Source organism: Mycoplasma hafezii (genome assembly GCF_049942695.1).
GTDB classification, from domain to species: Bacteria; Bacillota_I; Bacilli_A; order Mycoplasmatales; family Metamycoplasmataceae; genus Mycoplasmopsis; species Mycoplasmopsis hafezii.
On record NZ_CP187940.1, the window covers coordinates 780,466 to 803,697 of the forward strand.

Sequence of the window (23,232 nt, forward strand, 5' to 3'; positions counted from 1 at the left end):
TAAAAAATGCCAAAAAATGAATAATTCGTTCCGCAAGTCAAATTCGTTTAAATTCAAAATAAAAAAATTTTAAAAATATATAATTTGTCTATGAAAACACTCAAAGAAAAATTATCAGATATTCCTCTTGGATTATCTGGTCTCTCTCTAGGTACTGTAGGACTTGGAGGTGCGTTAAGTGCTTTCGCTTCACAATTTAGTAATTTAAAAAATTCTCAAACAGGAATTTTAGAAACTCAGTTAATTGTGCAAGTTATTACAGTATTTTTATGTTTAATTTATTGCGTATTAGTTTCATTAAAATTCGCACTAAATCATAAACAATTCTTATTAGACCTAAAAACACCAAATGCATCTGGTTTTGTTCCAACATTATTTATGTCAATTTGTTGCATCGCTAATTTTATTGGATGAACCATTGCAAAATACGGTGATGCATCAAGCTATTTGATGTTAATTCCGAACATCTTAATGCAAATTGGATTTTTAGGTCAATTAATCTGTTTAGGTTTCTTCTTTAAACACGTATTTTTAAAACATGATTATAAAGAAGACGAAGCATTTGCTTCATGATTTGTCCCACTTGTAGGAATTGGGATTTGCTGTGGTTTTACTGAAAATCTTGGTAATTTAATCCCAATTATGTACTATCAAATAATTTGAATAGTAGCATTTGCCTTTTATTTATATATTATGCCTGTGGTTCTTTATAAATTCTTATTCAAACCACATAAAGATATGAAGGATATCCCTTCAATGTTAATTTTTGCAGCTCCTCCTAACTTACTTAGTGTGGGCCTTTTAACAAGTTTTAATCCAAATATTTTAAGTAAAGGTATTACACCATCGGTTTTAAACAATGAAAGTTTATATCAAATCTTAGGATTTTTAATGTTACTTTGTTGTGCTGTTGGTGTAGCACTATTCTTATGTATTACACGTAAAGTCCTTAAACAATCAAAATTCTTATTTAGTTGAAGTTGTTTAACATTCCCATGTGCAATTACAACTACAAGTATTTTCAAATATGCTCAATACTTCTTTGTAAGTACTAGAGTTACGAACTTTGCAGCTTTTAGTTATACATTAACTACTTTAGGAGTCATCTTCTTATTATTAGCGACTGCAATTATTGCTTATGTAAACTGAAAATACATTAAACACATCTTTATGGTATTTAAACCTAAACCTGAAAAAGCATAAAAAACACTCTAAACTATAGAAATTAATTCTACACTTTAGAGTGTTTTTTTTGGTGCGCAAAGAGGGACTCGAACCCTCATGCCGTAAAGCACTAGAGCCTAAATCTAGCGTGTCTGCCAATTTCACCATTCGCGCTTGATAAAAGATTAAAAAAAATAAGCTTTTATGCTTAATGGTGCCGTCTATAGGACTCGAACCTACGACCTACTGATTACAAGTCAGTTGCTCTACCAACTGAGCTAAGACGGCATGGTGGAAGATGAGGGGCTCGAACCCACGACCTCCGCCTTGTAAGGGCGATGCTCTCCCAACTGAGCTAATCTTCCGTAAAAATGGCAGTCTGTACGGGGATCGAACCCGTGTATGCATGGATGAAAACCATGTGTGTTAACCGCTTCACCAACAGACCATAATGGCGCCGATTATTGGGATTGAACCAACGACCAACTGGTTAACAGCCAGCTGCTCTACCGCTGAGCTAAATCGGCATTTATTTGCTAATTGCTTATATATTATAGCACAAATATTTTTATTCAAAATATTTTTTTAATAATTTTTTTCTCAGCTAATAGCATCGTTGAATTTGCTTAATTATTATAACAGCAAAATTAAAAATCAAAGAGAAATTTTTATTTTTTTTAATTTTTATTTGAATGAATAATAAGAAACAAAAACGATACAGACAAATAATATGACATATTACTATTAATATAATATGCTCAATTAAAATATTCTATTTTAGAAAGTGAAAAATATTGTATTTGAGAAATAATATAATTATAGTGTAGGAGAATATTATTCTATCTACAAATTAAAAACAAGGAGTAATTATGTTGATAACTCAAAATATAGTTGTTCAAGATTCGCAATCTGTCGAAGCTGAAACACAAAAAATTCTAGAAGAGTTAAAAAAACTAAACAAATCACAATTAGTAGCTCACCTTCAAGGTATAAGAGAAGAGGCAGAGGATAGCTTAGCAGCAGTGACACTTTTAAAAGTTAGATTAAATTCTAAAAGCAGAAGCGCATCATCAGACATGCCGGTAGGTCCATATAACGTTTCTGCTGAGCAATATTTAAAAGAAGTTCAAATTAGTAAATATGTTACTGATAGTGAATGATATTCACTCGAATGACGTTTCCAACTTTTTATAAAAAATGTTAACGACTATGAAGAATGGATTAATAATTTCAGAACTGAACTTTATGATTTTATAGAGGAAATGTCATCCGCAGCAGCAGATATGCTAGACCCAGTATCTCAAACAGAAATTGGTGCATCATTATATGCTGCGTCACAATTATTATTTATTTATTCAAAAATTCAAAAATGAATATACACAGTTTCAACACCAAGTGCAACACGCTTACTTTTCTTTTTAGGAGAATCGATTAGAAATAAAAGGAATGTGTTTGAAACACATAAATATGCAGATGATTATTATAATTATTTGATTAATATGAATTGAAAAGACAAAATTTCTTTAACTTACCTTATTAAAAGGTGAACGAATAATGATATTTGAAACAAAAGCGAACAATATATGAATAATGCAAAAATAAAATATTCAGAAGCCGAAAGAATAAAAGCGGAACAAGAAAGAAGTGAAATTTTATATGGATACAATTAAAAAAGATAAAGCAGAATTTGTTCAAAAAAAAATTAAAGAAATAGCATACTATGAAAGCACAGTCAAAAAAATACTAATTATTATTTTATTTGGAATTATTTTTTTGATCGCAGGAACTAACTTAATTATTTTCACAATCGGTTTCTTTATTCCAAATAACTTCTTTTTAAACAGAGGCAGCAGCCCTATTTCAACATGAAAAATCTTTTTATTTTGATTTGGTACATTGCTAATTTGGCTATTTTCAATTTATTTAATTGTAAAGTCTATTCTTGTCTTAATTTTCAAAAAGAAAGATTGTAAAAGCTTAAGAGCACTAAGAGCTTATTATCTACTTAATTTTCAATTCGCTAAATTTAAAAGCACAAGATTATATTTCTTTAATTTAGATAGTTTTGATAGAAAAATGCTTAAACATTTTTCAAAAGAAAATTATGCCGTTTATGGTTCTGCTGTACCTGATATTTTTTGAAATAAAAACTTTAGAAAAATTAACGACATCGATTTATTTCAGTTCAGCACATTTAAAGCAGACAACAAAATAGAAAAAAACCTAGATAACATTGAATTTAATGATGGTTTATTTCTTTCTGGTTATTTAGGTAAGACTAAGATTGGAATTTCAAATACAAGTTGAGTTCCTAAGAAATTTATTACAAAACACAAAGGAATTTATACTGTTAAACCAGAAATAGCATTATTAGATAAATACGCACAATTAATTAAATATTTAAATTTTAATATCTCTGATGAAAAATCAGTGAATATTATTCGAGATATTAACTTTATGTTAGAACAAAATAATAAGAAAATAAGTAATCTCTTAAATGATAAATTAAAAATAGAAGAAATTTATTCAACAAAACTAATTTGCAATTTATTTACAACTTATTTTGTATCTCAACATGAATTTAAGAATTGAGAACAAATACTAAATAAAGATAATATCAATAGAAAAATTCAAAAAATCATAGCAAAGAACAACTTAATATTGAATTCTAAATTTAATAATATTTTAAATCACATAATAGAATCGAAATTAATTCTTAGGACATACCAAAATACATATGAATTCTTAAAAAATAAACAAAAAGTGACAGAATTGTTTTATGAGTGCAACACTAATAATCAATTCAGCATCTTAGATATTAAGCAAACTTTTGATTCTATAAATTCAGTAAACAAACTAAAAAGTAAATTAAATCTAGAAACTTGTGATGAAAATGTTAAGCAAATATTAAATGCTTTTAATCCTGTTGAAACTAAAGTAGATATTAGATATCTCATTCTAATTACTTACTTGGAGGTAAACAATGTCAAATAGAGATAAAATTAGAATTGCTTTTAACCAAGCGACAGGAATTAAAATATTTTTTAATTTCATTTTAGCTTTAATGTTTTTAGTCTATAGTATTTTATTGTTAAGTGCAGCTGTTTCATTAAAGCCAGATCGTGGATTATTTGCTTCGCTCGGTACAATTTGCTTTCTAATTACATTTTATTTTGGTTCTAAATTCTTTTGTCTTATCATTTTAAAAACTATACCATTTTGTCTTGGAAAGAAATTTCTGATATTGTACAGTATCCTAGAATTTAAAAAATATTAGTTGTAACCCAGGATTTATGCAGACACAATTAATGTGTCTGTTTTTATATTCTTATAATAAAACAAAAAAAGCATCTCAACAATACTAAGATGCTTTTTGATATAAAAATATTATTTAAGGATTGTCTTTAATCTTTCTTTATATAGCTCCACATCTACTTTATCAACTAATAAATGATCAATTTCTCAATCTTTTAATAATTGATGTGTCTTATCTATAATTTCCTTATCATATAATTGCTTTTTATGATGAGTATCTGATTCTAATAAAATTTTGACACCTTTTGCTTTTGCAACTTTTCAAAATTCGTGAATTGGGTATTTATTACGATAAACATTTCCTATTACTCTAGGACCCTTTCAAAATCCATTAATATTAAATCCGAGCGGAAAATCTAACTCTAATGCTAAATCACAAATTTGCTCTGCTAGTTTTTGACAATCTTCATCTCAAACTTCATATGATTTCATATAAAAGTCTGGATGCACCGCATATAAAAACATTCCAGTTCGCATACCTTGGTTAATCGCATCTCAATATCTTTGGAGTTGATATTTATTTGTACAGTTTTTATTGAAGTTATTTTCTGGATCTAAATTTTCAACAGCATGAATTCCTAGAATAAGGTAATCTACATCATCTCTTTTTAATAATTCAGTATATCAATTATGCATAGTTGGAAAGTACTCACTTTCAAAACCTGCATAAATTTTGATCTTATTTCCATTTTTGCTTTGCTGTTCCTTAATTTCGTTTAAATATAATTCCATTTCTTTCAGATACATTCTTGAATTATCTTTTGAATCTAATTCACCAGGATAAGGAATGTGATCTGAAATTCCCATTTCAATAAATCCACGATTAAGATATTCAGCAACTAATTCCGCAACCGAAACATCTGCATGCTTACAGTAAAAAGTATGCATATGATAATCATATTTCATATTTTCTCCTTAAAAACTCATATAATTTTTATATGGTTAATAATATTAAAAAGTCAGAGCTCGTTAAAAGAATTTTAAACTTTGTTTATAAAGACGGAACAACAGGTAATATTGCTCGCACCGTTCTTACTAATATGCACCAAATTGAAAAACTAAATAGTACTGCACTAGCAGAATTATGTTGCACCACACAAAGCAGTATCTCGAAGTTTGTAGCAAAACTAGGATTAGAAAGCTATAGTGATTTTCAAAATCAATTAGCCAACTATCGTGATAAGCATATGTTATTACATTCGCACAAAACTAATCAAGTAACTAATTTACTAAATACTATTAATTGTTTTTCTAAAAATATTGCTGAGTTTGATTTTGGCAAAATTGTCACTGAAATGAAAACTGCAAAGAAAATTTTAATTTACAGTTCTGGTTCATCACTACGAATTGGTTCTGAATTTTATACCGCATTATTAAAACTAGGATATTTTGTGAATATGCCAGTAGATTTTTCTTTAAAGTATGCTACAGCAATATCAGCTGATTCAGAAACCTTAATTATTTGTATCTCACGTAGTGGAATTACTACAGAAACAATTATCCCAACAATCCAAGCACAAAATAAAGGTGCTAAAGTAATATATATTAATGGTTCAAAATTTAAACAAGAAATTCAAGCTGATTTATCGGTTAACTTGCTAGATTACGTTCAAAATCCAGAACTTAACAAATTAGAACCGATTGACTTTAGTAATTGTTTAAATATTTTTCTTTCTATTTTATTACTTCATATTTAAATAACTTCTATTAAATATCTAATAATAACCGCAACGCACACCAATGAACCTAACATAAATGTCCATGGTAAGTATCTACGAAATAAATTAAAAATTTGATCTCGATATTTTAATGAATCACTAGTGTCTATTACGACACTTTTTCTTTTGCGATAAATTATAATCGCAACACCAATACTAAATAAGATAAGAGCACAAAGACTAAAAACTATAATAAAGACATAAGAAATTGACATTATTTTTCTGTTATCCTTTTAATAATATTAATAATTCGAGCATAAACCATCGCTTTAGCTCCATAAACTGATTGAATTTGTTCTCCAGATTCAACCACTGCACGAGCTCCTAATTCAGTTAGTCTAGCTTGATTAACTTTTGTTTTATCTTTCACAGATATTCTAAGACGTGAAATACATGCACCAATTTCAGTCATATTTTCAAAACCACCGTATGCTGAAATTAATTCTTCAGATAACTCGATATCAGCAGTTTTTTCACCTTTAAGTTCTTCATTGTGAAGCAATTCATTAGCGGCTTCTTTTTCTTCAGAACGCTTAGCCATTTGTGATTTAAATTCTTTTTTAGTCATTAATTTAAATTCATTACCATCACGTCCTGGTGTTTTGAGGTTTAATTTAGTAATTAAGAAGTAAAACACTAATAAGTATTCGATAAAGAATACAGGTCCAAGTGCTCAAAGCATTCAAACACGATTTACAATTGCATACGCTGGTGCATTGTAAATAAATCATGTAATAATTCCTTCACCTGTTCCAGCTACCATACCTGCATTAGCTAAATACATAAACATATATGTAAACCCTGTTAGAATAGCGTGCACGATTCATAAAATAGGTGCTGTAAAAATAAAAGTAAATTCAATAGGTTCAGTTACACCTGAAAGTACAGCAGATGAAACAGCTCCAAAAATAATTGGTGCAGCAACTTTACGTTTATCTTTTGGTACAGCTAAAAACATACCAACTGCAGCACCAGGAAGAGCAAAAATATTTGTAGGATATGTTCCATTAGAAATCATAGAGTCACTAGCTGTAATATGCACTCCATATTGTAATTTAGCTAATAAGATATTGTAAAATCCATAGAATGTTTCTTTTTGCCCATCAGCAAGTGTATGAGTTCACTCACCACCAGCAGCTGTATATCTTAAAATAGCATTTGGAACATTGTGTAATCCCATTGGTAAAAGTAAACGGTTAGTAAATCCATAAAGGAATGAACCACCAGCTTTTAAAGAACGAATTGTTTGTCCTAATAAAGCCATTGCTTTATAAATGTAAACTCAAAGATATGTAAGTGGTAAACCTAATAAGAAGCTAATTAGGAAAGTAGCAACTGGTGAGAATTTAGGTCCACCAAAGAAAGCAATAGCAGTAGGGAATTGTAATTTGTATGTGTATTTATGTGTTAAGTATCCTATGTAACCTGCGAAAATTCCACCAAGAGCATTTAAATTAAATCCCTTGCTGTATTTTCCAAAACGATTGATTGTTTCGAGTTTACCAACTAAATCTTTTGGTAAACTTGCTTCAATATTTGAATATGTAAATAAAACGTTTGCTGCAAAATAAATTCCAATAATAGCAGCAATACCACATAGTGCAGCAGAGACTTTTTCTTCTTTAGCAAGTCCAGCAGCTAATCCAACAGCAAATAAAATATCAAGATTATAAATTGGTGCCATACCAATTAACTTAATTGCATTTGCGATAGCTTTAAATGTCGCACTATCTGTAGCTCCTGTTTTATTACCAGCAGAAATCATAATGTAACCAATTGCACCTATCATAGCCATAATAGGTAAAATTGATACTGGTAAAACAAGTGCACGTCCAAATCTTTCAAAACCTGAGCGAACTTTTTTGTTAAAGCTTCGAACTGGTTGAGGTAAATTGATTTTCTTTATATGCATTTTAACCTTTCAAATTATAAATACATCAAAATTTTAAGAAAAAATGCATCTTTTTTTATTCTTTTTAAGAATATAAAAAGCAGATGCTACCGCATCTACTTTAAGATTATAGTTTTGCTTTCGCTTTATAATGTGATAGTTTTAAATCTACTAACATTGCTATTAATAAACCTATAGCAACCAAAAGTGGTGCAAAATATCCAGTAGGAATAAATATCGCATTAGCGAAGAAACTCATTAGATTATATACTCCGTTAGCAAGTGCAGGCAGAATTAACAATGATAAGTATAGACCTAAAAATGTCACACTAAAGCATATTATCAAAATAATATAAGAAATCAATAGTGATTTTTTACTTGAAAATTCATTTTTGAATTCTTTTTTAATATAAAATATCGGAAAAAGAGACTGTAAAATCGAATTACCTTTAAGTTTTAAAATTACGAATTGTGTTATTCACAATCCAACAATAAAAGGAATATAACAAATTATCGAAAAGACACACATCACAATATTAGTAAATGCTGAACCATCACCAGGGGTATAATTTCTCCGTGGTCTTCAATCGACTATATCTGAAATTCCAAAAAATAAAATATTATAAATTCCTACTAAAATTAGTAGCAAAAAGAAAATATTAAAGACCAATATAGCAAAATTATGCATATTCAGTTTTTCTTTTTTCATAAATACCCTTTTCTTTTACGGATTAATAATTACTTTTAATTTATTAAAATAAAAGTCACATTTGCATTAATCTCCATATCTTATCCTGAATAAATACTTGGAAGTTTCCTTCCATCTTAATTATAGTCTTTATAAATATCAATATTTGAATTAGTCTTTAATTGTAATATTATTGTGGAAATAATATTTTTCGTTCCATATCATTCAAGAATCAAAAAAGAAAGCTTTGATTATGCGAGCTTTCTTTTTATTTTTAGAAATTTGGAATAATTATAATTCTTCTACTGAACCACCAGCAGCTTCGATAGCAGCTTTAGCTGATGCACTAACTTTGTGAACTCTAACTGTAAGTTTTTTAGATAATGTTCCTTTACCTAAAACTTTGATTGGTAATGTTCTTTTTACAAGGTTTTTTTCAAATAATGCTTCGATTGTTACTTCATCACCAGCGTTGAAACGAGTTTCTAATTGATCTAAGTTAACAACTTGGAATTCGATGTGGTTAACGTTTGTAAATCCACGTTTACCAATACGTCTGAATCAAGGAGTTTGTCCCCCTTCAAATCCAAGTCTGTGTCCTTTACGTTTGTTTTGTCCTGATTGACCTTTACCAGCTTGTTTACCTTTACCTGCAGCGTGTCCACGACCTTTACGGTGTTTTTCTGGTCTTGAACCTTCTGCAAATTTTAATTCGTTTAATCTAATTCTTTCCATTATTCGAAGTCCTTTACTTTTTTGTCTCTGATTTCAGCAATTTGTTCTACTGTTCTAAGAGTTTTTAAAGCTTCAACTGTAGCTTTAACTGTGTTTGCTTTTGAACGTGAACCATATGTTTTAGTAACAATGTCGGTGTATCCTGCTAATTCAACTACGGCACGAACTGTTCCTGAAGCAATTAACCCTTTTCCTTTTGGAGCAGGTTTTAACATAACTCTAGAAGCTAAGAATTTTGCGTTTGTTTCGTGTGGTACTGTTCCGTTAACTACTGGAACTGATACAAGGTTGTTTTGTGCGTCTTTGATAGCTTTTTTAATTGCATCTGGAACTTCGTTTGCTTTTCCGTGTCCATATCCAACTAAACCTTTTTTGTTACCTACTACAACAAAGGCACTAAAGCTAAATCTTCTTCCACCTTTAACAACTTTTGTAACACGAGCAATATCAACAACTTTTTCACTAAATTCAGATTCTACTTTTGCTCTTCTTGGTCTTCTGTTTTGGTTTTGACGTGGTCTACGGTCTTGGTTTTCTTTAACGTTTTCTTTTGACACTTTTTTAGCTGTAACTTCTTGTGTTCCTGTTGCTACAACTTTTGTTTCTTTTTGGTTTTCCATTAGAATTTAACTCCTTTTTCTCTTACGCTTTCAGCAAATGCTTTAACTCTTCCGTGGTAGATGTAACCAGCACGGTCAAAGACAACTTCTTTGATACCTAAAGCATTAATTTTATCACCCATTTCTAATCCAAGTTTTTTAGCAGCTTCAACATTTCCTCCGTATGTGCCAGAGTTTAATGTTGAAACACTTGCTAATGTAACTCCTTTAGAGTCATCGATTAATTGTGCATAAAAGTTTTGGTGAGATTTAAATACGTTTAAACGTGGTTTTGTAGCTGTACCAGAAATGTGTTGACGTAAACGAACGTGTTTAACTTTTCTAGCTTGATTTCTTGATAATTTTGCCATATTAAATACCTAAGCTCTAAATTATTTAGAAGCTGTTTTCCCTTCTTTACGTCTGATTTGTTCACCTTTGTAAGAAATACCTTTACCTGAGTAAACGTTAGGTTTTCTAACTGCACGAATAACTGATGCAAAGTGTCCAACACTTTGTTTGTCGATTCCTGTAACAGTAACTTCTGTTGGTTTACCAACTGTTACTGTAACATCAGCAGGAATATCTAATACAACTGGGTGTGAGTAACCAGCAGCGATTTCTAATTGGTTTCCTTTAAGAGTTGCTTTGTATCCAACCCCTTTAATTTCTAATTCAATTTTGTAACCTTCACTTACACCTTTAATCATGTTTGAGATGTGTGAGTTTGTTGTTCCGTGTAATTGTTTTGTGTGTTTTTCTTCGTTTGCACGAGTTGTTTTTACTGTGTTATCTTCTACATTAACAGCGATAAGTGGACTAAAAATTCTTTCTAATGTTCCTAATTTACCTTTAACAGTAACTTTAGTTCCATCAACAGTAACTGTTGTTCCTGCAGGAATTGTTAAAATACGGTTTCCAACACGAGACATACTATTACCTATCAAATGTAAGCGATGATTTCACCACCTACATTTTCCTTTCTAGCTTCTTTTCCTGTCATAAGTCCTTTTGATGTAGAAATAATAACTGTTCCATATCCTGAAAGTACTGTAGGCATATCTTCTGATTTTACATATACTCTAAGTCCAGGTTTTGAAACTCTTTTAATCCCAACGATTGCAGCTTGACCTTTTTTGAATTTTAAAGTAACAACTAATTCTTTGTTAACACCTTCACCTTTAACTTCGTAAGATGTAATGTACCCTTCTCTTTCAATTAACTTAACAATAGCTTCTTTTTTCACTGAGTAAGGAATTGAAACTGTTTTGTGTTTTCTAGCGTTAGCGTTTTTAATTCTAACGATTAAATCTGAAATTGGATCTGTAATAAACATAATTATCAACTCGCTTTCTTCATACCTGGAATTTTTCCTTCGTGTGCAAGGTTTCTAAAGCAGATACGACATACTTTATATTTTCTTAAAACAGCGTGTGGACGTCCACATAATTCACAACGTGTGTAAGCACGTGATGAGAATTTTGGTTGACGTTTAGCTTTTTCGATTAATGCTTTTCTAGCCATTATTTAGCTCCTTTTTTATCAAATGGTACACCTAAAAGTTCAAGTAAGCTTTTAGCTTCTTTATCTGTGTTAGCTGTTGTTACGATAAGAACGTCAAGTCCTTTAATACGACGAATTTTGTCGAATTCAATTTCTGGGAAAATAATTTCTTCTTTAATACCTAAAGCGTAGTTTCCTCTACCGTCAAATGCTTTAGGGTTAGCTCCACGGAAATCACGAATACGTGGCATTGCAACATTAATTAATTTTTCTAAAAAGTCTCACATTCTGTCTCTACGAAGTGTAACTTTACCACCCATAGGCATTCCTTCACGAAGTTTTCATGAAGCGTTAGATTTTTTAGCTCTTGTTTGGAAAGGTTTTTGACCTGTAATTTGTGTTAATTCGTTTAAAACTTCTTCAATAGCTTTTGAGTTTGAAACTTCTTTTCCAGCTGTCATGTTAATAACGATTTTTTCAATTCTTGGCACTTCCATGATTGATGAGTAGTTGTATTTTTCTTGTAAAGCAGGTACTACTTTTTCTTTATATGTGTTTTTTAACATAATTAGATTTCCTTCTTAGTTTTTCTTACAACTCTCACTTTTTTACCATCTTTGAATGTGTATCCAAGTTTTGAATATTCGGCTGGAGAGTTTTTTGATGCTTTTTTAACTAAATAAGCAACATTTGAAGCGTGGATTGGAGCTTCTTTTTCAGTTATAGAACCATCTTGGTTTTGTTGAGTAGGTTTGTTGTGTTTTGTAACGATGTTAATGTCTTTAATAACAACTCTGTTTGTTTTGTGTAATACTCTTTCAATTCTTCCAATTTTTCCTTTTTCTTTACCAGCAATAACGATTACTTCATCATCTTTTTTGAATTTCATATGTCTTAACTCCTTCAATGTTTTGACTATAATACCTCTGGTGCAAGAGAAACGATTTTTGGATATTTTTCACGAATTTCACGTGCAACTGGACCAAATACACGTGTTCCACGTGGTGTTCCGTCTTCTTTAAGTATTACAACAGCGTTATCATCAAAACGAATGTATGAACCGTTTCCACGGTGAATTCCGTAACGTGAACGAACTACAACCGCTTTAACTACTTGTCCTTCTTTAACCATACCGTTTGGCATAGCTTTTTTAACTGAACATACAACTACATCACCAATTTTTGCAATTTTCTTTTTAGATCCACCTAAAATACGAATAACACCGATTTCTTTAGCACCTGTGTTATCAGCAACGTTTGCTCTTGAAAGTTCTAAAAGCATTAGTTTGCTCCTTCGATAGCAGCTTGTTTAACTGAAACTAATCTGAAGTGTTTTGTTCTTGAAAGTGGTCTTGTTTCCATGATAACAACAATGTCACCAAGGTTTGCAATTTGGTTTTCATCATGTACTGCGAAACGTTTTGTTGATTTGAAACGTTTTGAGTAAAGAGGGTGTTTTTTGTATGTGTCAACAGCAACGATAATTGTTTTTGCTGATTTACCAGCAGAAACAACTGTACCTACTAAGGTTTTTCTTGTGTTTCTTTCCATAACTATTTAGCTCCTTGTTTTTCGTTTAAAGCTGTAAGAGCTTTTGCGATGTCTTTTCTAATAACTGAAATTTTGTGTGTTTCTTTTAAGTCACCTGTTACATTTCTGTATCTTAAAGTAAATAATTCAGCTTTTAAATCAGCAACTAATTGTTGAAGTTCTTCAACTGATTTGTTTTGTAAATCTTTATAAAGCATTACTTATCTCCTTCTTCTCTTTTAACAATTTTTCATTTAACAGGTAATTTGTGACCAGCTAAACGTAAAGCATCACGTGCAACGTCTTCAGGAACTCCTGCGACTTCGAACATCATTGTGTTTACTTTAACTGCTGTGTATCATAATTCAGGTGTACCCTTACCAGATCCCATACGAACTCCGATAGGTTTTGATGTTTTAGCGAAGTGAGGGAAAATACGAATAATAACTTGCCCTTCACGTCCCATTCTACGTGTAGCAGCGATACGAGCTGATTCGATTTGACGAGCTGTTACTCATGCTGATGTAACTGCTTGTAATCCGAATTCACCAAAAGCAACTGTGTTACCTTTAGTAGCCTTACGTTTGTCGTGTTTAACTAAGAATGGTTTTCTGTATTTTGTTCTTTTTGGTTGAAGCATTATTTATTTTCTCCTTCCAAAATTTCACCTAATGATACTCATACTTTAACTCCGATAGCTCCATATGTTGTTCTAGCTGTTGCTGTAGCATAATCAACATTTTGTCTAAGTGTGTGAAGTTTCATTTCTCCTTCAGAATATCCTTCTGTACGAGCCATATCAACACCGTTTAAACGACCACTAACTGCAGTTTTAATTCCTTTAGCTCCAGCACGCATAGCACTTCTAATAGCGATTTTTTGTGCTGAACGGAAGCTTTCACGGTTTTCTAATTTTGTTGCAATCATCTCTGCAAGTAATTTTGCATTAAGTTCAGGTTTTGCAAGTTCAACAACTTTGATGTTGATGTTTGCGTTTTTGTTTTTTAAGTATTTTTGTAATGAAACAGTTAATTCTTGAACGTTTTTACCTTCTGTTCCTAATACAACACCAGGTTTTGCTGTGTGTAACACTACTGTAATTTTGTTTTGTTGGTTTCTTTTTACTTCAACTTTACCAAGTTCGTATTTACGTACTAATTTATCAAAGAATTTGTAGATTTTTGCATCTTCTACTAAGTATTTACCAAAGTCTGCTTTTTCAGCAAATCATTGTGTGTTGTGTTTTTTAGTAACTCCGTAACGGAATCCATTTGGATTAACCTTTTGACCCATTAGTTTCTCTCCTCTAATACGATTGATAAGTTTGATGTACGTTTTAAGATAGAGTAAGCTCTACCTTGGCTTCTTGGTTGGAATCTTTTAAGTGTAGGACCTTCATTTACATAAACTTCTTTAATAAATAATTTTGATGCGTCCATTCCATGGTTGTTTGTAGCGTTTGCGATAGCTGAGTTTAATAATTTAATGAAAATAGGAGCTGATTTTTTAGATGTGTTGTGTAAGATACCAAGAGCTAAAGAAACATCTTTACCTCTGAATAAGTTAGCAACTAATTTAGCTTTCTTAACACTTACTCTTTGTAATTTAACGTGTGCTTTTGCTTGTTGTGCCATTATTTTTTCTTACCTTTATCTGCACCGTGACCTGAGAATGTTCTTGTAGGTGCGAATTCTCCTAATTTATGACCAACCATATCGTCAGTTACATAAACTTCAATAAATTGTTTCCCATTGTGTACCGCAAATGTTAATCCAACAAAGCTTGGAAAGATTGTTGAACGTCTTGATCAAGTTTTAATTGGTTTTTTAGGTGCTTTACCTTCAACAATAGCATCTACTTTTTTAAGTAAATGGTCGTCAGCAAATGGACCTTTTTTAAGACTACGTGCCATTATTTAGCATCCTTTCTTCTTCTTAAAATAAGTTTATTTGAAGATTTCTTAGTTTTTCTTGTTTTAACTCCAAGAGCTTTTTTACCTCATGGTGTAAGTGGGGCTTTACGTCCAACTGGTTGTTTTCCTTCCCCTCCTCCATGTGGGTGGTCTACAGGGTTCATAACTGATCCACGAACTGTAGGTCTGATTCCTTTGTGTCTGTTAACTCCAGCTTTACCAACGTTTACAAGTAAGTGTTCTTCGTTTCCAACAATACCAATTGTTGCACGACAACGAGCTAAAATTCTACGTGTTTCACCTGATTTAAGTCTTAAAACAACGTATTTCCCGTCTTCGTCTTTCCCTAAAATTTGAGCTGATGTACCAGCACTACGTGCGATGATTCCACCACCTCCAGGTTGCATTTCAATGTTGTGTACAAATGTACCTTCAGGAATGTTTGCAAGAGGTAATGAGTTACCTACAACGATATCAACGTTTGTTCCTGAAATAACTGTTTGTCCTAATTGAATACCTTTTGGAGCAAGAATGTATCTTTTTTCTCCATCTGCGTATGCTAATAAACAAATGTTTGCTGATCTGTTTGGATCATATTCGATTGTTTTAACAATAGCAGGAATGTTATCTTTATTACGTTTGAAATCTACTAATCTGTAGAATCTCTTAACACGTCCTCCGTGATGTCTAACAGTAATCTTACCTTGGTTGTTACGACCTGCATTATTTTTTAGGTTAACTAAAAGTGATTTTGTAGGTTGATGACCTGATAAGTTTTGTTTGTAATCAAGAACAGACATGTTTCTACGACCATTAGTCGTTGGCTTATAGTGTTTAATTGCCATTTGTGTCTTTTCTCCTTTTGCTTAAAAATAGTTGCGGATCTGTCTTTTAAGCAAACATATTTCCGCGTGCAAATAAATAAATGAGTAATAATAGTGCAAATAGTATATTAATAGTTTGTGTCCGTAAAATTCATCGGAGTGTATTATTATTCTCCACCAACTTTACGTCTTGTAACAGCTTGTTTTACTGGTGCTTTAGCAGCTTTTGTAGCTGAAGCTTTTTTAGCAGCTAATTTAGCAGCAACTTTGTTTTCAACTTCGTTTGCTTTAGCAGCTTTTGCTTCTTTTTCTGCTTTAACTTCTTCTGATTCTAATGTTTGTGCATCATCTTCAGGTAAGTAGTTTAAGTTTTCACCTTCAGCGATTCAAACCATAGCTTTTTTGTAACGGTTTGTAAATCCGTGGAAACGTCCAACGTTTTTAGCTTTTTTACCAACTTTGATTGTGTTTACTTTTGTAACTTTAACACCGAAAATTGTTTCAACAGCTTCAGCAATTTGGTGTTTGTTAGCGTGGAAGTCAACTTTAAATGTGTAAACTCCAGCAGCTCTTTGTGCGTCAGTTTTTTCTGTTAAGATAGGAGCTTTAATAACTCTTGTTAATTCCATTATTTAGCTCTCCCTTCTAATAATTTTAAACTTTCGTTTGAAATAATCATAACGTCAGCACCTACAAGTAATTCAACTGAAAGTGAGTTAGCTTTTGATGTAACAACGTTTGGTAAGTTTCTTGCTGATTTGAAAACGTTTGTATCTTCAGTAACGATTAAAACGTGTCTTAAATCGTTAACTTTTAATTCTGTAAGTAATGAAACTAATTTTTTAGTTGAGATTGTGTCTAATGCTAAATCATTGATTGCAACAGCTTTATCGTTAGCTAACATTGTAAGAGCTGATGTGAAAGCAGCAAATCTAACTTTTTTGTTAACTTTAAGTGAGTAGTTTTTGTTTGATTGTGGACCAAATGCTCTACCACCACCTACGAATACTGGTGTACGTAAAGAACTTGTTCTAGCACGACCTGTACCTTTTTGTCTTCATGGTTTTTTACCACTTCCTGAAACTTCGGCACGGTTTTTAACTTGGTGTGTTCCTTGACGTTTTGAAGCTCTATCTGAAAGAATAGTATCGAAAATAGCTTGTTCGTAGATTTTTTCACTTGCGAAAAGTGAAGCTGGTAATTTAGCTTCGAATTCTACTTTAGTAACTTTATCAGCCATTATTTATCTCCTTCTTGAGCTTCAGCATCAGCGATTAATTGTGATAATTCACTTGAGTGCATTCCAACTGTAACTTCAATGTTGTATTTTTTAGCTTTTTCAACTAATTCGTTCATTAACATTACTTCTTGAATATCAACTAATTTTGTAGCTTCGTGACTTGGAAGTCCTTTAACAGCTTCTTTAACTGTAACGAAACCTTTTTTAGGTCCTGGAATTGATCCTTTAATTAAAAGTAAGTTGTTTGCAACATCCACTTTAACAATTTCAAGGTTTTGAACTGTTGTTTTAACATTTCCAAGTTGTCCTGGCATTGTCATACCTTTAACAACTTTGTTCCCTGAAATGTCCCCTAATGACCCAGTTTGACGAACAGGTTGTGAACCTCCTCCTCCACCGTGTGATTTAGGTCCGATGTGTTGGTTGTGTCTTTTAATTGTTCCGGCAAATCCTTTACCTTTTGATGTACCTGTAACATCTACAAGTTCACCAGCAACAAAGATGTCAGCTTTAATTTCTTGTCCAAGTTCGTATCCTGACATATCACGAACTTCTTTTACGTAGCGCTTAGGTGTTGTGTTTGCGTTTTTAAAGTGTCCAAGTTCTGGTTTGTTTGTTCTTGAAGCTTTTTTATCAAAAACTGCAAGTTGTGTAGCAACGTAACCATTCTTGTCTTCTGTTAAAACTTTAGACACAACATTTGGTTGTACTTCGATTACAGTAACTGGAATTCTTAATCCATCTTCACTGTAAATTTGAGTCATACCAACTTTACGTCCTAAGATTCCTTTCATATTTACTCCTTGGGTATTCTTTATTTAACTTTAACTTGAACTTCAACACCTACTGGTAATTCAAGTCTTTTAATTTTGTCTTGTGTATCTGCAGAAAGATCAGAAATAACAACTAATCTTTGGTGTGTTCTGCTTTCGAATTGTTCACGAGATTTTTTGTTAACGTGAACAGATCTTAAAATAGTAATTTCATCTCTAAGTGTAGGTAAAGGAACTGGTCCACTTACTTTAGCGCCTGTTTCTTTAGCTACTGTGTAGATTTTTTTAGCAGCTTCATCAACAAGAGCGTGGTCAAATCCTTTAACTTTGATGTTTAATTTACTCATTTGACTGTTGTCTCCTTTGTTCTTATTTGAACATAGCTCCCTATAAAAACCTAAATTGTCCTCGACAACTAATCTTGGCAATTTAGCAACCTTATAGATCCTAGCTAGTTGCTTCTATATTATAGAGTAAAAGTTTTAAAATCAAAACCGAAATTTTGACAAATTTTTCAACTTTTAAAATTAACAACGCATTTCGGTGTATCACACCTCATACGCATAGTAATTTTATCATTTTTCTCTTATATATAATAAGACATCTATAAATTAAAAGATGCACGCGGCATCTTTGATTAATTTGATAATTTCTTGTTAATTCAATTTTCTAATATTTCACTCGGAATATATTCATATCCTTTTTCAATGATTTCTTGTCCTTGGATTAACATAATAGTAGGTACTCTAAGCACCTTTCATTTAGTATCTACTTTTCTAAATAATTGTGCTTCTTCAGCATCGATTTCAATAAATTTAATATTTGGATTGTTTTTAAATTTTTCTGCAACTTGATTAACAATTGGCTTCATCATTTGACAATCACCACATCAAATAGTTGTAAATTCAGCGAAAATTAATTTCTTTTCAGTGTTTGAATTAATAATTCTTTGTGCTTCTTCTCATAAATATTTTTTCATCTTAATCCTCACTTTCTGGTTTCTCTTCTTTTGGTTGTTGGTTAAATTTAGTTTTAATATCTTTCTTTTCAAAGCTAATTGAAGGATGTCCTTCAATGTTCTTAGAATTTTCTAGAACATATTTAGAGTTTTGTTTTGCTTGAGCTTTTTGATAAGCATCATCTCATAAATCAAACTTATCGTCTCAACTGAGTTGAGCCTCTGGTTTTGGTTTATCTTTATTTTTTTCTGGATTGTTCATTGTATAGTTCCTATTATCTTTATTCTTAAATTTATTAATTTGATAGTTTAGCTCGTTTCCATCCTTTAAACGGCTTAATAAATTATTTAATACTTCAAAGTAATTCATTTGATTGATATTGAAGTTATTTCTACGACTATATCAAAATAAGAAATTAAAAAATTCTTGTGTGCTATCTGTTACTACAAATTGTGTTTTTCCTAATCTAATCATATTAGATAAATTAGAAAAATCTAATTTTTTTATACTTTTTCCTAAAAAATCGAGTTTTTTAGTTTTTATAAAGTTAATGTAATAGATGATAAATACTAAAATAAGTATCACTAAATACAATAAGATCGGAGACATCGAAATTAATACAAGTATATTTAAAACATTATCAACAATAAATCCTAAATGACCATAAATTAATTGTTTCTCTAATAAAAATTTGCCATATCAAGAAGTTAAAAACATAGATTTTACATTTTGAAAATCAAATCAGTTTCCTGTAAAGTTTTGGTGTAATAAAACTATTTTTAAAATAAGAACTACAATCGTAAATCCTAAGATAAAACTTCAAGATAATGTTTTATAAAAACTAATAAAAGGAATTTTAAAAGGTTTACTAAATGTTGATGTTACATATCTTTTTAATTTATGCTTTAAAATTAGCAAAATCAAAAATGAAACAATAGCAATTGGAAATAAATAAACTAATTCACCGAACAATAATCCAAACATATATCCGTAAATTTGATAAGCAATACCAATGTTGCAATTTGTAATTTTTAATACAAAAAAGTACACAGTAGCAAATGTTATTAAACAGAACAGAATTCATTTTGTTCAAGTAATAAATTTGTCTCGTGTGTACTCCATATTTAATGTTTCAACTTTCTCAATTTGTTTTAAATTAAAACTATGAAAAAGTTGTTTTTTAGTGGCCTTAGACATTGCTTAAATTGATGTTAATGTTAAAGCAATCATTGGGTCTTTATCGGTCATTTTAAAGATTTTTTTACGAATAATCTTTCTAAGTTTTTCATTAAGTTCACGCATTGAATTAAATTCACGTGTTTCAAATGTTTCAATCATTATATCTTTAATTAATTCATTTACTTTTTCTTGATCAACTTGATCTATTACACCTACATAGTTAATGTGTAATTTACCAACTATTCTCTTGTTTCTTGGTGAATATAAAGTGTTAATAATAATTACACCTTCACGTCCTAAAGCTTCACGTTCAGCTACAACCTCACTAGAAATATCACCAACACCAAAACCATCGATAATGGTGTCTCCTACTTCTTTTACTTTACCGTTTAAACTAATTAATTTATTATCGCTAAAGTGTGCTATTTTACCATTTAATAAGATTAAAGGTGTAGTTGTTTTTTTAGCTTCTTTGTCGTTTGAAATGTAGTTTGATGAATCAACTAAATATCTATATAAACCTTGTGTAGGAATAAAGTAAGTTGGTTTTAAAGCTAAAACCATTTCTAATAAGTCAACTCTGGTTGGACGAGCTCTAAAGTACTCGTTATCCATAATATCATAAAGTTTGGGAGAGATACGAGCAATTTCATCTAAAGTTAAAGCAGCAACTGATTCAAGTCCATTAACTGGTGGAGCAATCATAATTACAGTATCATCTTTTTGTAGTTTTAAGTAAACATCATTATTGTCACAAATACGTAAGAAACGATGATATAGACGATCGATTGATCCTGTAACTAAAATTACAGCGTTGTTATATTTAGCAATTTGTTTGTGTTCAATAATTTCTGGTAATTGAATTTGAGTATCAATTTTGCTAATTAAATAAAGTAATTGTGCATAAGTTTTTCCATATGCTACAACTGGTCTTTTATATTTAATTGCTAAATCTAAAACTTGTTGTAATGGAGTCATTTCTTCATCGTATGCACCAACAATAATACGTTTATCATTTGGCGTTGTAGCAAACGCATCAACTAATTGAGTAGATTTTTTAAATTTATCTATTGCTCTATCGTTTTCATTACTTTTACCTGCATCAGTAATTAATGCAGTAAGTTCACGGTGTTCAAAAAGTCGTTTTAGTAAATTGATATCAGTTTTACCATATGTTCCTAAATCACCAATTGCGTAGTTAAACATAAATAAGTAATTTGATGTTTTAGTACTAAAGTTAAACGCTAAGTTTCCAGGCATACTTCCTGATAAAGCAATTGGCTCAATAATTAATGATTGGAATTTGATTTTTTGGTTAGCCACAATGATTTTGTAACTATTTTCTGAAATGTTGTATTTATTTAATCTTTCGTGAATTAAAACTTTATTAAAACTTGAAGTAAAGATCTTAAGTCCAGGAATTTTCATTACAAGTCATGGTAGTGCACTAAATGTTTCATTTTTAACATCAGTAATGAAAATACCTTTGATTCTGTTTTTGTTTTTTTCTAAGTATGAAAAATCCGGAATTAATGTATCAACACCATTTTGGGAGTTAATTGGAATTTTAACACCAGCGTTAATTACAAAAATATTATTTTCTAACTCAAAAACATAACAGTTTTTTCCATTTTCGTCTTGTCCACCAAGAGCAAAAATATTAATATTTTCCATAGTGTCCTTTCTAAAAAATTATTATTTGAAATTTGAAAAATGTAATTTATCTATATTATAAAGGAACTTATTATATTTGCTAAATAATGGTATGAGTTTTTAAAAATTATTTTATGAACTGATAACAATAAATAATTGAATTTTTATATTTAGTACAAGTAATTAGATAGTCTTAAAATCTTTTAACCCTATAAAATAATAGTAAAAGTTTTGAGATTATTTTTTTCTCGGAAACTGATTATTAAAATTTAATCTTTCTTCTTATTCGCTTTTAGAATGATATCTGTTAAATGATCATAATCAAAAACTAACAATTCTCTTAAATAGTAATTGTAACGTTGTTTTTCGAGTTCGATAAGTTTAGGTAAATCACCTTGTACGTGTAAATAATTGTGTCTAAATGCATCAAGATTTTCAACTATAAGATTTTGATGTTCTATAGAAATATTAGGGATTAAATATTTGCTAAGTTCTCTAATTCACAAACGTCTTAGTTGATGTCTAGGTGCAACATAATGTAAATTTAAAAATCAGTAGTAAAAATATTTAAGTGTTATTGGATTTTCGTTTCGAGATTTAAGAAGTTTTGAAGCAGAAGACTTAATTTTAAAATCAAAATCTACAATTTGTAATGCTCCAGTAAAGTCATCTAATAATAAAACCGGATCATCATAACTAGAGAAATATAGGTTTTCAACTTCATTTGAATAACCTAATAAAAAAGTTTTACCAGCTGTTAGCACAGGAGTTGTATAAAAATCTTTATAATCTGCTTTAGAAACTAAGTATTTATCTGGTCTTTCGTATTTTATTATTTCATCAACTAATATTGTGTCTTTTTCTGATAAATTATCAAATATTTTCTTACTATATTTGTCAAATTGAATAGTTCTTAATTTTAGCTCTGCTGTTAGCTCTGCTGTTAGCTCTGCTGTTAGCTCTGCTAACATATCTAATATTTCTACAATCTTGTTTTGAATTTCAATTGGTGGTAATGGTACTAAAAATTCTTCATATTCTTTTTTAGTGATTGTTTTAATCACAGCACCACGAGCGTTCTTTTCAGCTTCACCAAAAATCAAATGAAGTTGATAAGCTAAATACTTTAAATTACATTTAGGATTGTAAAATCAAGCAATTGTTCGATCAAAATAAGCATCATATTGAGTGATTGCAACTTTTCCTACACTACCTTGTAAGGTTACAAGCAAGCTTCCTTTAGGTACAAAAACAGATTTATGTTGTGCTAAAGTAGAAATTCATTGTTTGGTCTCTGGATTTAATTGTAATTTCTCATTATCAAAATCACAAACTTGCACAAATGGTAAAGCACCTTCACCACCATATCATTCTTTTCTACCATATGGTTGCGGAAAACTTCCTCTTCTTGATTCTGCTAAATCACCTAACTTAACATACTCTACACCATTAGGACAATACTTATCTAACATTTCCTGTAATAAATGTTTTTTCATTTGTCTCCATTAAGTTTGGAATATTAAAAGTGATAATTAGACATTATCACTTTT

Annotated in this window: 31 protein-coding genes, 5 tRNA genes and 1 pseudogene; 5 read left to right on the forward strand and 32 right to left on the reverse strand. The window is 30.5% G+C overall.

The genetic code is table 4. From position 1 onward, the window contains the following. Nucleotides 1–90 precede the first annotated feature (90 nt). Complete coding sequence (locus tag ACPYPZ_RS02910) at nt 91–1,203, forward strand: hypothetical protein (protein WP_426461080.1); 1,113 nt, start codon at nt 91–93, stop codon at nt 1,201–1,203. A gap of 50 nt (nt 1,204–1,253) precedes the next feature. On the opposite strand, the gene ACPYPZ_RS02915 is transcribed toward ACPYPZ_RS02910, so the two are convergent. The 5 genes from ACPYPZ_RS02915 to ACPYPZ_RS02935 all read right to left on the reverse strand — a co-directional run bounded on the left by ACPYPZ_RS02915 (nt 1,254) and on the right by ACPYPZ_RS02935 (nt 1,691). After that, nucleotides 1,254–1,338, reverse strand: a tRNA-Leu gene (locus ACPYPZ_RS02915). Nucleotides 1,339–1,376: 38 nt separating this feature from the next. Beyond that, nucleotides 1,377–1,452: transfer RNA gene (locus ACPYPZ_RS02920), tRNA-Thr, on the reverse strand. 1 nt (nt 1,453) lies between these two features. Continuing rightward, nucleotides 1,454–1,529, reverse strand: a tRNA-Val gene (locus ACPYPZ_RS02925). Nucleotides 1,530–1,536: 7 nt separating this feature from the next. After that, nucleotides 1,537–1,612, reverse strand: a tRNA-Glu gene (locus ACPYPZ_RS02930). Between the two features lie 4 nt (nt 1,613–1,616). Beyond that, nucleotides 1,617–1,691, reverse strand: a tRNA-Asn gene (locus tag ACPYPZ_RS02935). Between the two features lie 342 nt (nt 1,692–2,033). On the opposite strand from ACPYPZ_RS02935, the gene ACPYPZ_RS02940 reads away from it, so the two are divergent. Genes ACPYPZ_RS02940 through ACPYPZ_RS02950 form a run of 3 tightly spaced genes read left to right on the forward strand, consistent with a single transcriptional unit; the run spans nt 2,034 to nt 4,441 of the window. After that, on the forward strand, nt 2,034–2,834 hold the full coding sequence (locus ACPYPZ_RS02940; RefSeq protein WP_426461081.1) for a hypothetical protein: 801 nt from the start codon (nt 2,034–2,036) through the stop codon (nt 2,832–2,834). Beyond that, the gene (locus tag ACPYPZ_RS02945) at nt 2,821–4,158 is read left to right on the forward strand and encodes an MAG4530 family protein (protein WP_426461082.1); all 1,338 of its coding nucleotides are present in this window, start codon (nt 2,821–2,823) and stop codon (nt 4,156–4,158) included. The genes ACPYPZ_RS02940 and ACPYPZ_RS02945 overlap by 14 nt, the downstream gene beginning before the upstream one ends. Continuing rightward, the gene (locus tag ACPYPZ_RS02950) at nt 4,148–4,441 is read left to right on the forward strand and encodes a hypothetical protein (protein ID WP_426461084.1); all 294 of its coding nucleotides are present in this window, start codon (nt 4,148–4,150) and stop codon (nt 4,439–4,441) included. Before ACPYPZ_RS02945 ends, ACPYPZ_RS02950 begins: the two co-directional genes overlap by 11 nt. A gap of 110 nt (nt 4,442–4,551) precedes the next feature. Here ACPYPZ_RS02950 and ACPYPZ_RS02955 read toward each other — a convergent pair whose 3' ends face one another. Next, nucleotides 4,552–5,385: a histidinol-phosphatase gene (locus ACPYPZ_RS02955; protein ID WP_426461085.1), complete on the reverse strand. Its 834-nt coding sequence runs from the start codon at nt 5,383–5,385 to the stop codon at nt 4,552–4,554. 32 nt (nt 5,386–5,417) lie between these two features. On the opposite strand from ACPYPZ_RS02955, the gene ACPYPZ_RS02960 reads away from it, so the two are divergent. After that, complete coding sequence (locus ACPYPZ_RS02960) at nt 5,418–6,176, forward strand: MurR/RpiR family transcriptional regulator (protein ID WP_426461087.1); 759 nt, start codon at nt 5,418–5,420, stop codon at nt 6,174–6,176. Nucleotides 6,177–6,411: 235 nt separating this feature from the next. Here the strand turns inward: ACPYPZ_RS02960 and ACPYPZ_RS02965 are convergent, their stop codons facing one another. The 26 genes and pseudogenes from ACPYPZ_RS02965 to ACPYPZ_RS03090 form a co-directional block, all read right to left on the reverse strand. After that, nucleotides 6,412–8,109, reverse strand: coding sequence for a PTS transporter subunit EIIC (locus tag ACPYPZ_RS02965; RefSeq protein WP_426461088.1), 1,698 nt, complete (start codon nt 8,107–8,109; stop codon nt 6,412–6,414). A gap of 106 nt (nt 8,110–8,215) precedes the next feature. Then, nucleotides 8,216–8,797, reverse strand: a complete 582-nt coding sequence (locus ACPYPZ_RS02970; RefSeq protein ID WP_426461089.1) for a hypothetical protein — start codon at nt 8,795–8,797, stop codon at nt 8,216–8,218. 270 nt (nt 8,798–9,067) lie between these two features. Continuing rightward, on the reverse strand, nt 9,068–9,511 hold the full coding sequence (gene rplO / locus ACPYPZ_RS02975; RefSeq protein ID WP_426461091.1) for a 50S ribosomal protein L15: 444 nt from the start codon (nt 9,509–9,511) through the stop codon (nt 9,068–9,070). Next, entirely contained in the window at nt 9,511–10,131 is a 621-nt protein-coding gene (rpsE, locus tag ACPYPZ_RS02980; protein WP_426461092.1) for a 30S ribosomal protein S5, read from the reverse strand. Before rpsE ends, rplO begins: the two co-directional genes overlap by 1 nt. After that, nucleotides 10,131–10,481, reverse strand: coding sequence for a 50S ribosomal protein L18 (rplR, locus tag ACPYPZ_RS02985; protein WP_426461094.1), 351 nt, complete (start codon nt 10,479–10,481; stop codon nt 10,131–10,133). The genes rpsE and rplR overlap by 1 nt, the downstream gene beginning before the upstream one ends. Before the next feature lie 21 nt (nt 10,482–10,502). After that, on the reverse strand, nt 10,503–11,057 hold the full coding sequence (rplF, locus tag ACPYPZ_RS02990) for a 50S ribosomal protein L6 (RefSeq protein WP_426461095.1): 555 nt from the start codon (nt 11,055–11,057) through the stop codon (nt 10,503–10,505). After that, nucleotides 11,051–11,446, reverse strand: coding sequence for a 30S ribosomal protein S8 (gene rpsH / locus ACPYPZ_RS02995; protein WP_426461097.1), 396 nt, complete (start codon nt 11,444–11,446; stop codon nt 11,051–11,053). Before rpsH ends, rplF begins: the two co-directional genes overlap by 7 nt. A gap of 2 nt (nt 11,447–11,448) precedes the next feature. Then, on the reverse strand, nt 11,449–11,634 hold the full coding sequence (locus tag ACPYPZ_RS03000; protein WP_426461098.1) for a type Z 30S ribosomal protein S14: 186 nt from the start codon (nt 11,632–11,634) through the stop codon (nt 11,449–11,451). Then, complete coding sequence (rplE, locus tag ACPYPZ_RS03005; protein WP_426461100.1) at nt 11,634–12,179, reverse strand: 50S ribosomal protein L5; 546 nt, start codon at nt 12,177–12,179, stop codon at nt 11,634–11,636. The genes ACPYPZ_RS03000 and rplE overlap by 1 nt, the downstream gene beginning before the upstream one ends. Before the next feature lie 2 nt (nt 12,180–12,181). Next, on the reverse strand, nt 12,182–12,502 hold the full coding sequence (gene rplX, locus ACPYPZ_RS03010; RefSeq protein ID WP_426461102.1) for a 50S ribosomal protein L24: 321 nt from the start codon (nt 12,500–12,502) through the stop codon (nt 12,182–12,184). 26 nt (nt 12,503–12,528) lie between these two features. Next, nucleotides 12,529–12,894, reverse strand: coding sequence for a 50S ribosomal protein L14 (rplN, locus tag ACPYPZ_RS03015; RefSeq protein ID WP_426461103.1), 366 nt, complete (start codon nt 12,892–12,894; stop codon nt 12,529–12,531). After that, nucleotides 12,894–13,163, reverse strand: a complete 270-nt coding sequence (gene rpsQ / locus ACPYPZ_RS03020) for a 30S ribosomal protein S17 (RefSeq protein WP_426461104.1) — start codon at nt 13,161–13,163, stop codon at nt 12,894–12,896. Before rpsQ ends, rplN begins: the two co-directional genes overlap by 1 nt. A 2-nt stretch (nt 13,164–13,165) precedes the next feature. After that, nucleotides 13,166–13,360, reverse strand: coding sequence for a 50S ribosomal protein L29 (rpmC, locus tag ACPYPZ_RS03025; protein ID WP_426461105.1), 195 nt, complete (start codon nt 13,358–13,360; stop codon nt 13,166–13,168). After that, nucleotides 13,360–13,782: a 50S ribosomal protein L16 gene (gene rplP, locus ACPYPZ_RS03030; RefSeq protein ID WP_426461107.1), complete on the reverse strand. Its 423-nt coding sequence runs from the start codon at nt 13,780–13,782 to the stop codon at nt 13,360–13,362. Before rplP ends, rpmC begins: the two co-directional genes overlap by 1 nt. Beyond that, nucleotides 13,782–14,435, reverse strand: a complete 654-nt coding sequence (gene rpsC / locus ACPYPZ_RS03035) for a 30S ribosomal protein S3 (protein ID WP_426461108.1) — start codon at nt 14,433–14,435, stop codon at nt 13,782–13,784. The genes rplP and rpsC overlap by 1 nt, the downstream gene beginning before the upstream one ends. Then, nucleotides 14,435–14,776, reverse strand: coding sequence for a 50S ribosomal protein L22 (gene rplV / locus ACPYPZ_RS03040; RefSeq protein WP_426461109.1), 342 nt, complete (start codon nt 14,774–14,776; stop codon nt 14,435–14,437). Before rplV ends, rpsC begins: the two co-directional genes overlap by 1 nt. After that, nucleotides 14,776–15,054, reverse strand: coding sequence for a 30S ribosomal protein S19 (gene rpsS / locus ACPYPZ_RS03045; protein WP_027333556.1), 279 nt, complete (start codon nt 15,052–15,054; stop codon nt 14,776–14,778). The genes rplV and rpsS overlap by 1 nt, the downstream gene beginning before the upstream one ends. After that, nucleotides 15,054–15,899 carry a 50S ribosomal protein L2 gene (gene rplB / locus ACPYPZ_RS03050; protein WP_426461110.1) on the reverse strand — a complete coding sequence of 282 codons (846 nt, stop codon included), beginning with the start codon at nt 15,897–15,899 and terminating at the stop codon, nt 15,054–15,056. Before rplB ends, rpsS begins: the two co-directional genes overlap by 1 nt. A 146-nt stretch (nt 15,900–16,045) precedes the next feature. Then, nucleotides 16,046–16,507: a 50S ribosomal protein L23 gene (gene rplW, locus ACPYPZ_RS03055; RefSeq protein ID WP_426461112.1), complete on the reverse strand. Its 462-nt coding sequence runs from the start codon at nt 16,505–16,507 to the stop codon at nt 16,046–16,048. Next, complete coding sequence (rplD, locus tag ACPYPZ_RS03060; RefSeq protein ID WP_426461113.1) at nt 16,507–17,118, reverse strand: 50S ribosomal protein L4; 612 nt, start codon at nt 17,116–17,118, stop codon at nt 16,507–16,509. The genes rplW and rplD overlap by 1 nt, the downstream gene beginning before the upstream one ends. Nucleotides 17,119–17,252: 134 nt before the next feature. Beyond that, a pseudogene (rplC, locus tag ACPYPZ_RS03065) lies at nt 17,253–17,912 on the reverse strand (50S ribosomal protein L3); the annotation flags it as partial. Between the two features lie 20 nt (nt 17,913–17,932). Further along, entirely contained in the window at nt 17,933–18,238 is a 306-nt protein-coding gene (gene rpsJ / locus ACPYPZ_RS03070; protein ID WP_426461114.1) for a 30S ribosomal protein S10, read from the reverse strand. Nucleotides 18,239–18,528: 290 nt separating this feature from the next. Continuing rightward, nucleotides 18,529–18,870 (reverse strand): thioredoxin family protein, encoded by a 342-nt coding sequence (locus ACPYPZ_RS03075; RefSeq protein WP_426461115.1) that lies wholly within the window; start codon nt 18,868–18,870, stop codon nt 18,529–18,531. 1 nt (nt 18,871) lies between these two features. After that, nucleotides 18,872–20,047 carry a hypothetical protein gene (locus ACPYPZ_RS03080; protein WP_426461116.1) on the reverse strand — a complete coding sequence of 392 codons (1,176 nt, stop codon included), beginning with the start codon at nt 20,045–20,047 and terminating at the stop codon, nt 18,872–18,874. Nucleotides 20,048–20,050: 3 nt separating this feature from the next. Further along, nucleotides 20,051–21,703: a ribonuclease J gene (locus ACPYPZ_RS03085; protein ID WP_426461118.1), complete on the reverse strand. Its 1,653-nt coding sequence runs from the start codon at nt 21,701–21,703 to the stop codon at nt 20,051–20,053. A 248-nt stretch (nt 21,704–21,951) separates the two neighbouring features. Further along, on the reverse strand, nt 21,952–23,178 hold the full coding sequence (locus ACPYPZ_RS03090) for a restriction endonuclease subunit S (RefSeq protein ID WP_426461119.1): 1,227 nt from the start codon (nt 23,176–23,178) through the stop codon (nt 21,952–21,954). Nucleotides 23,179–23,232: the final 54 nt, after the last annotated feature.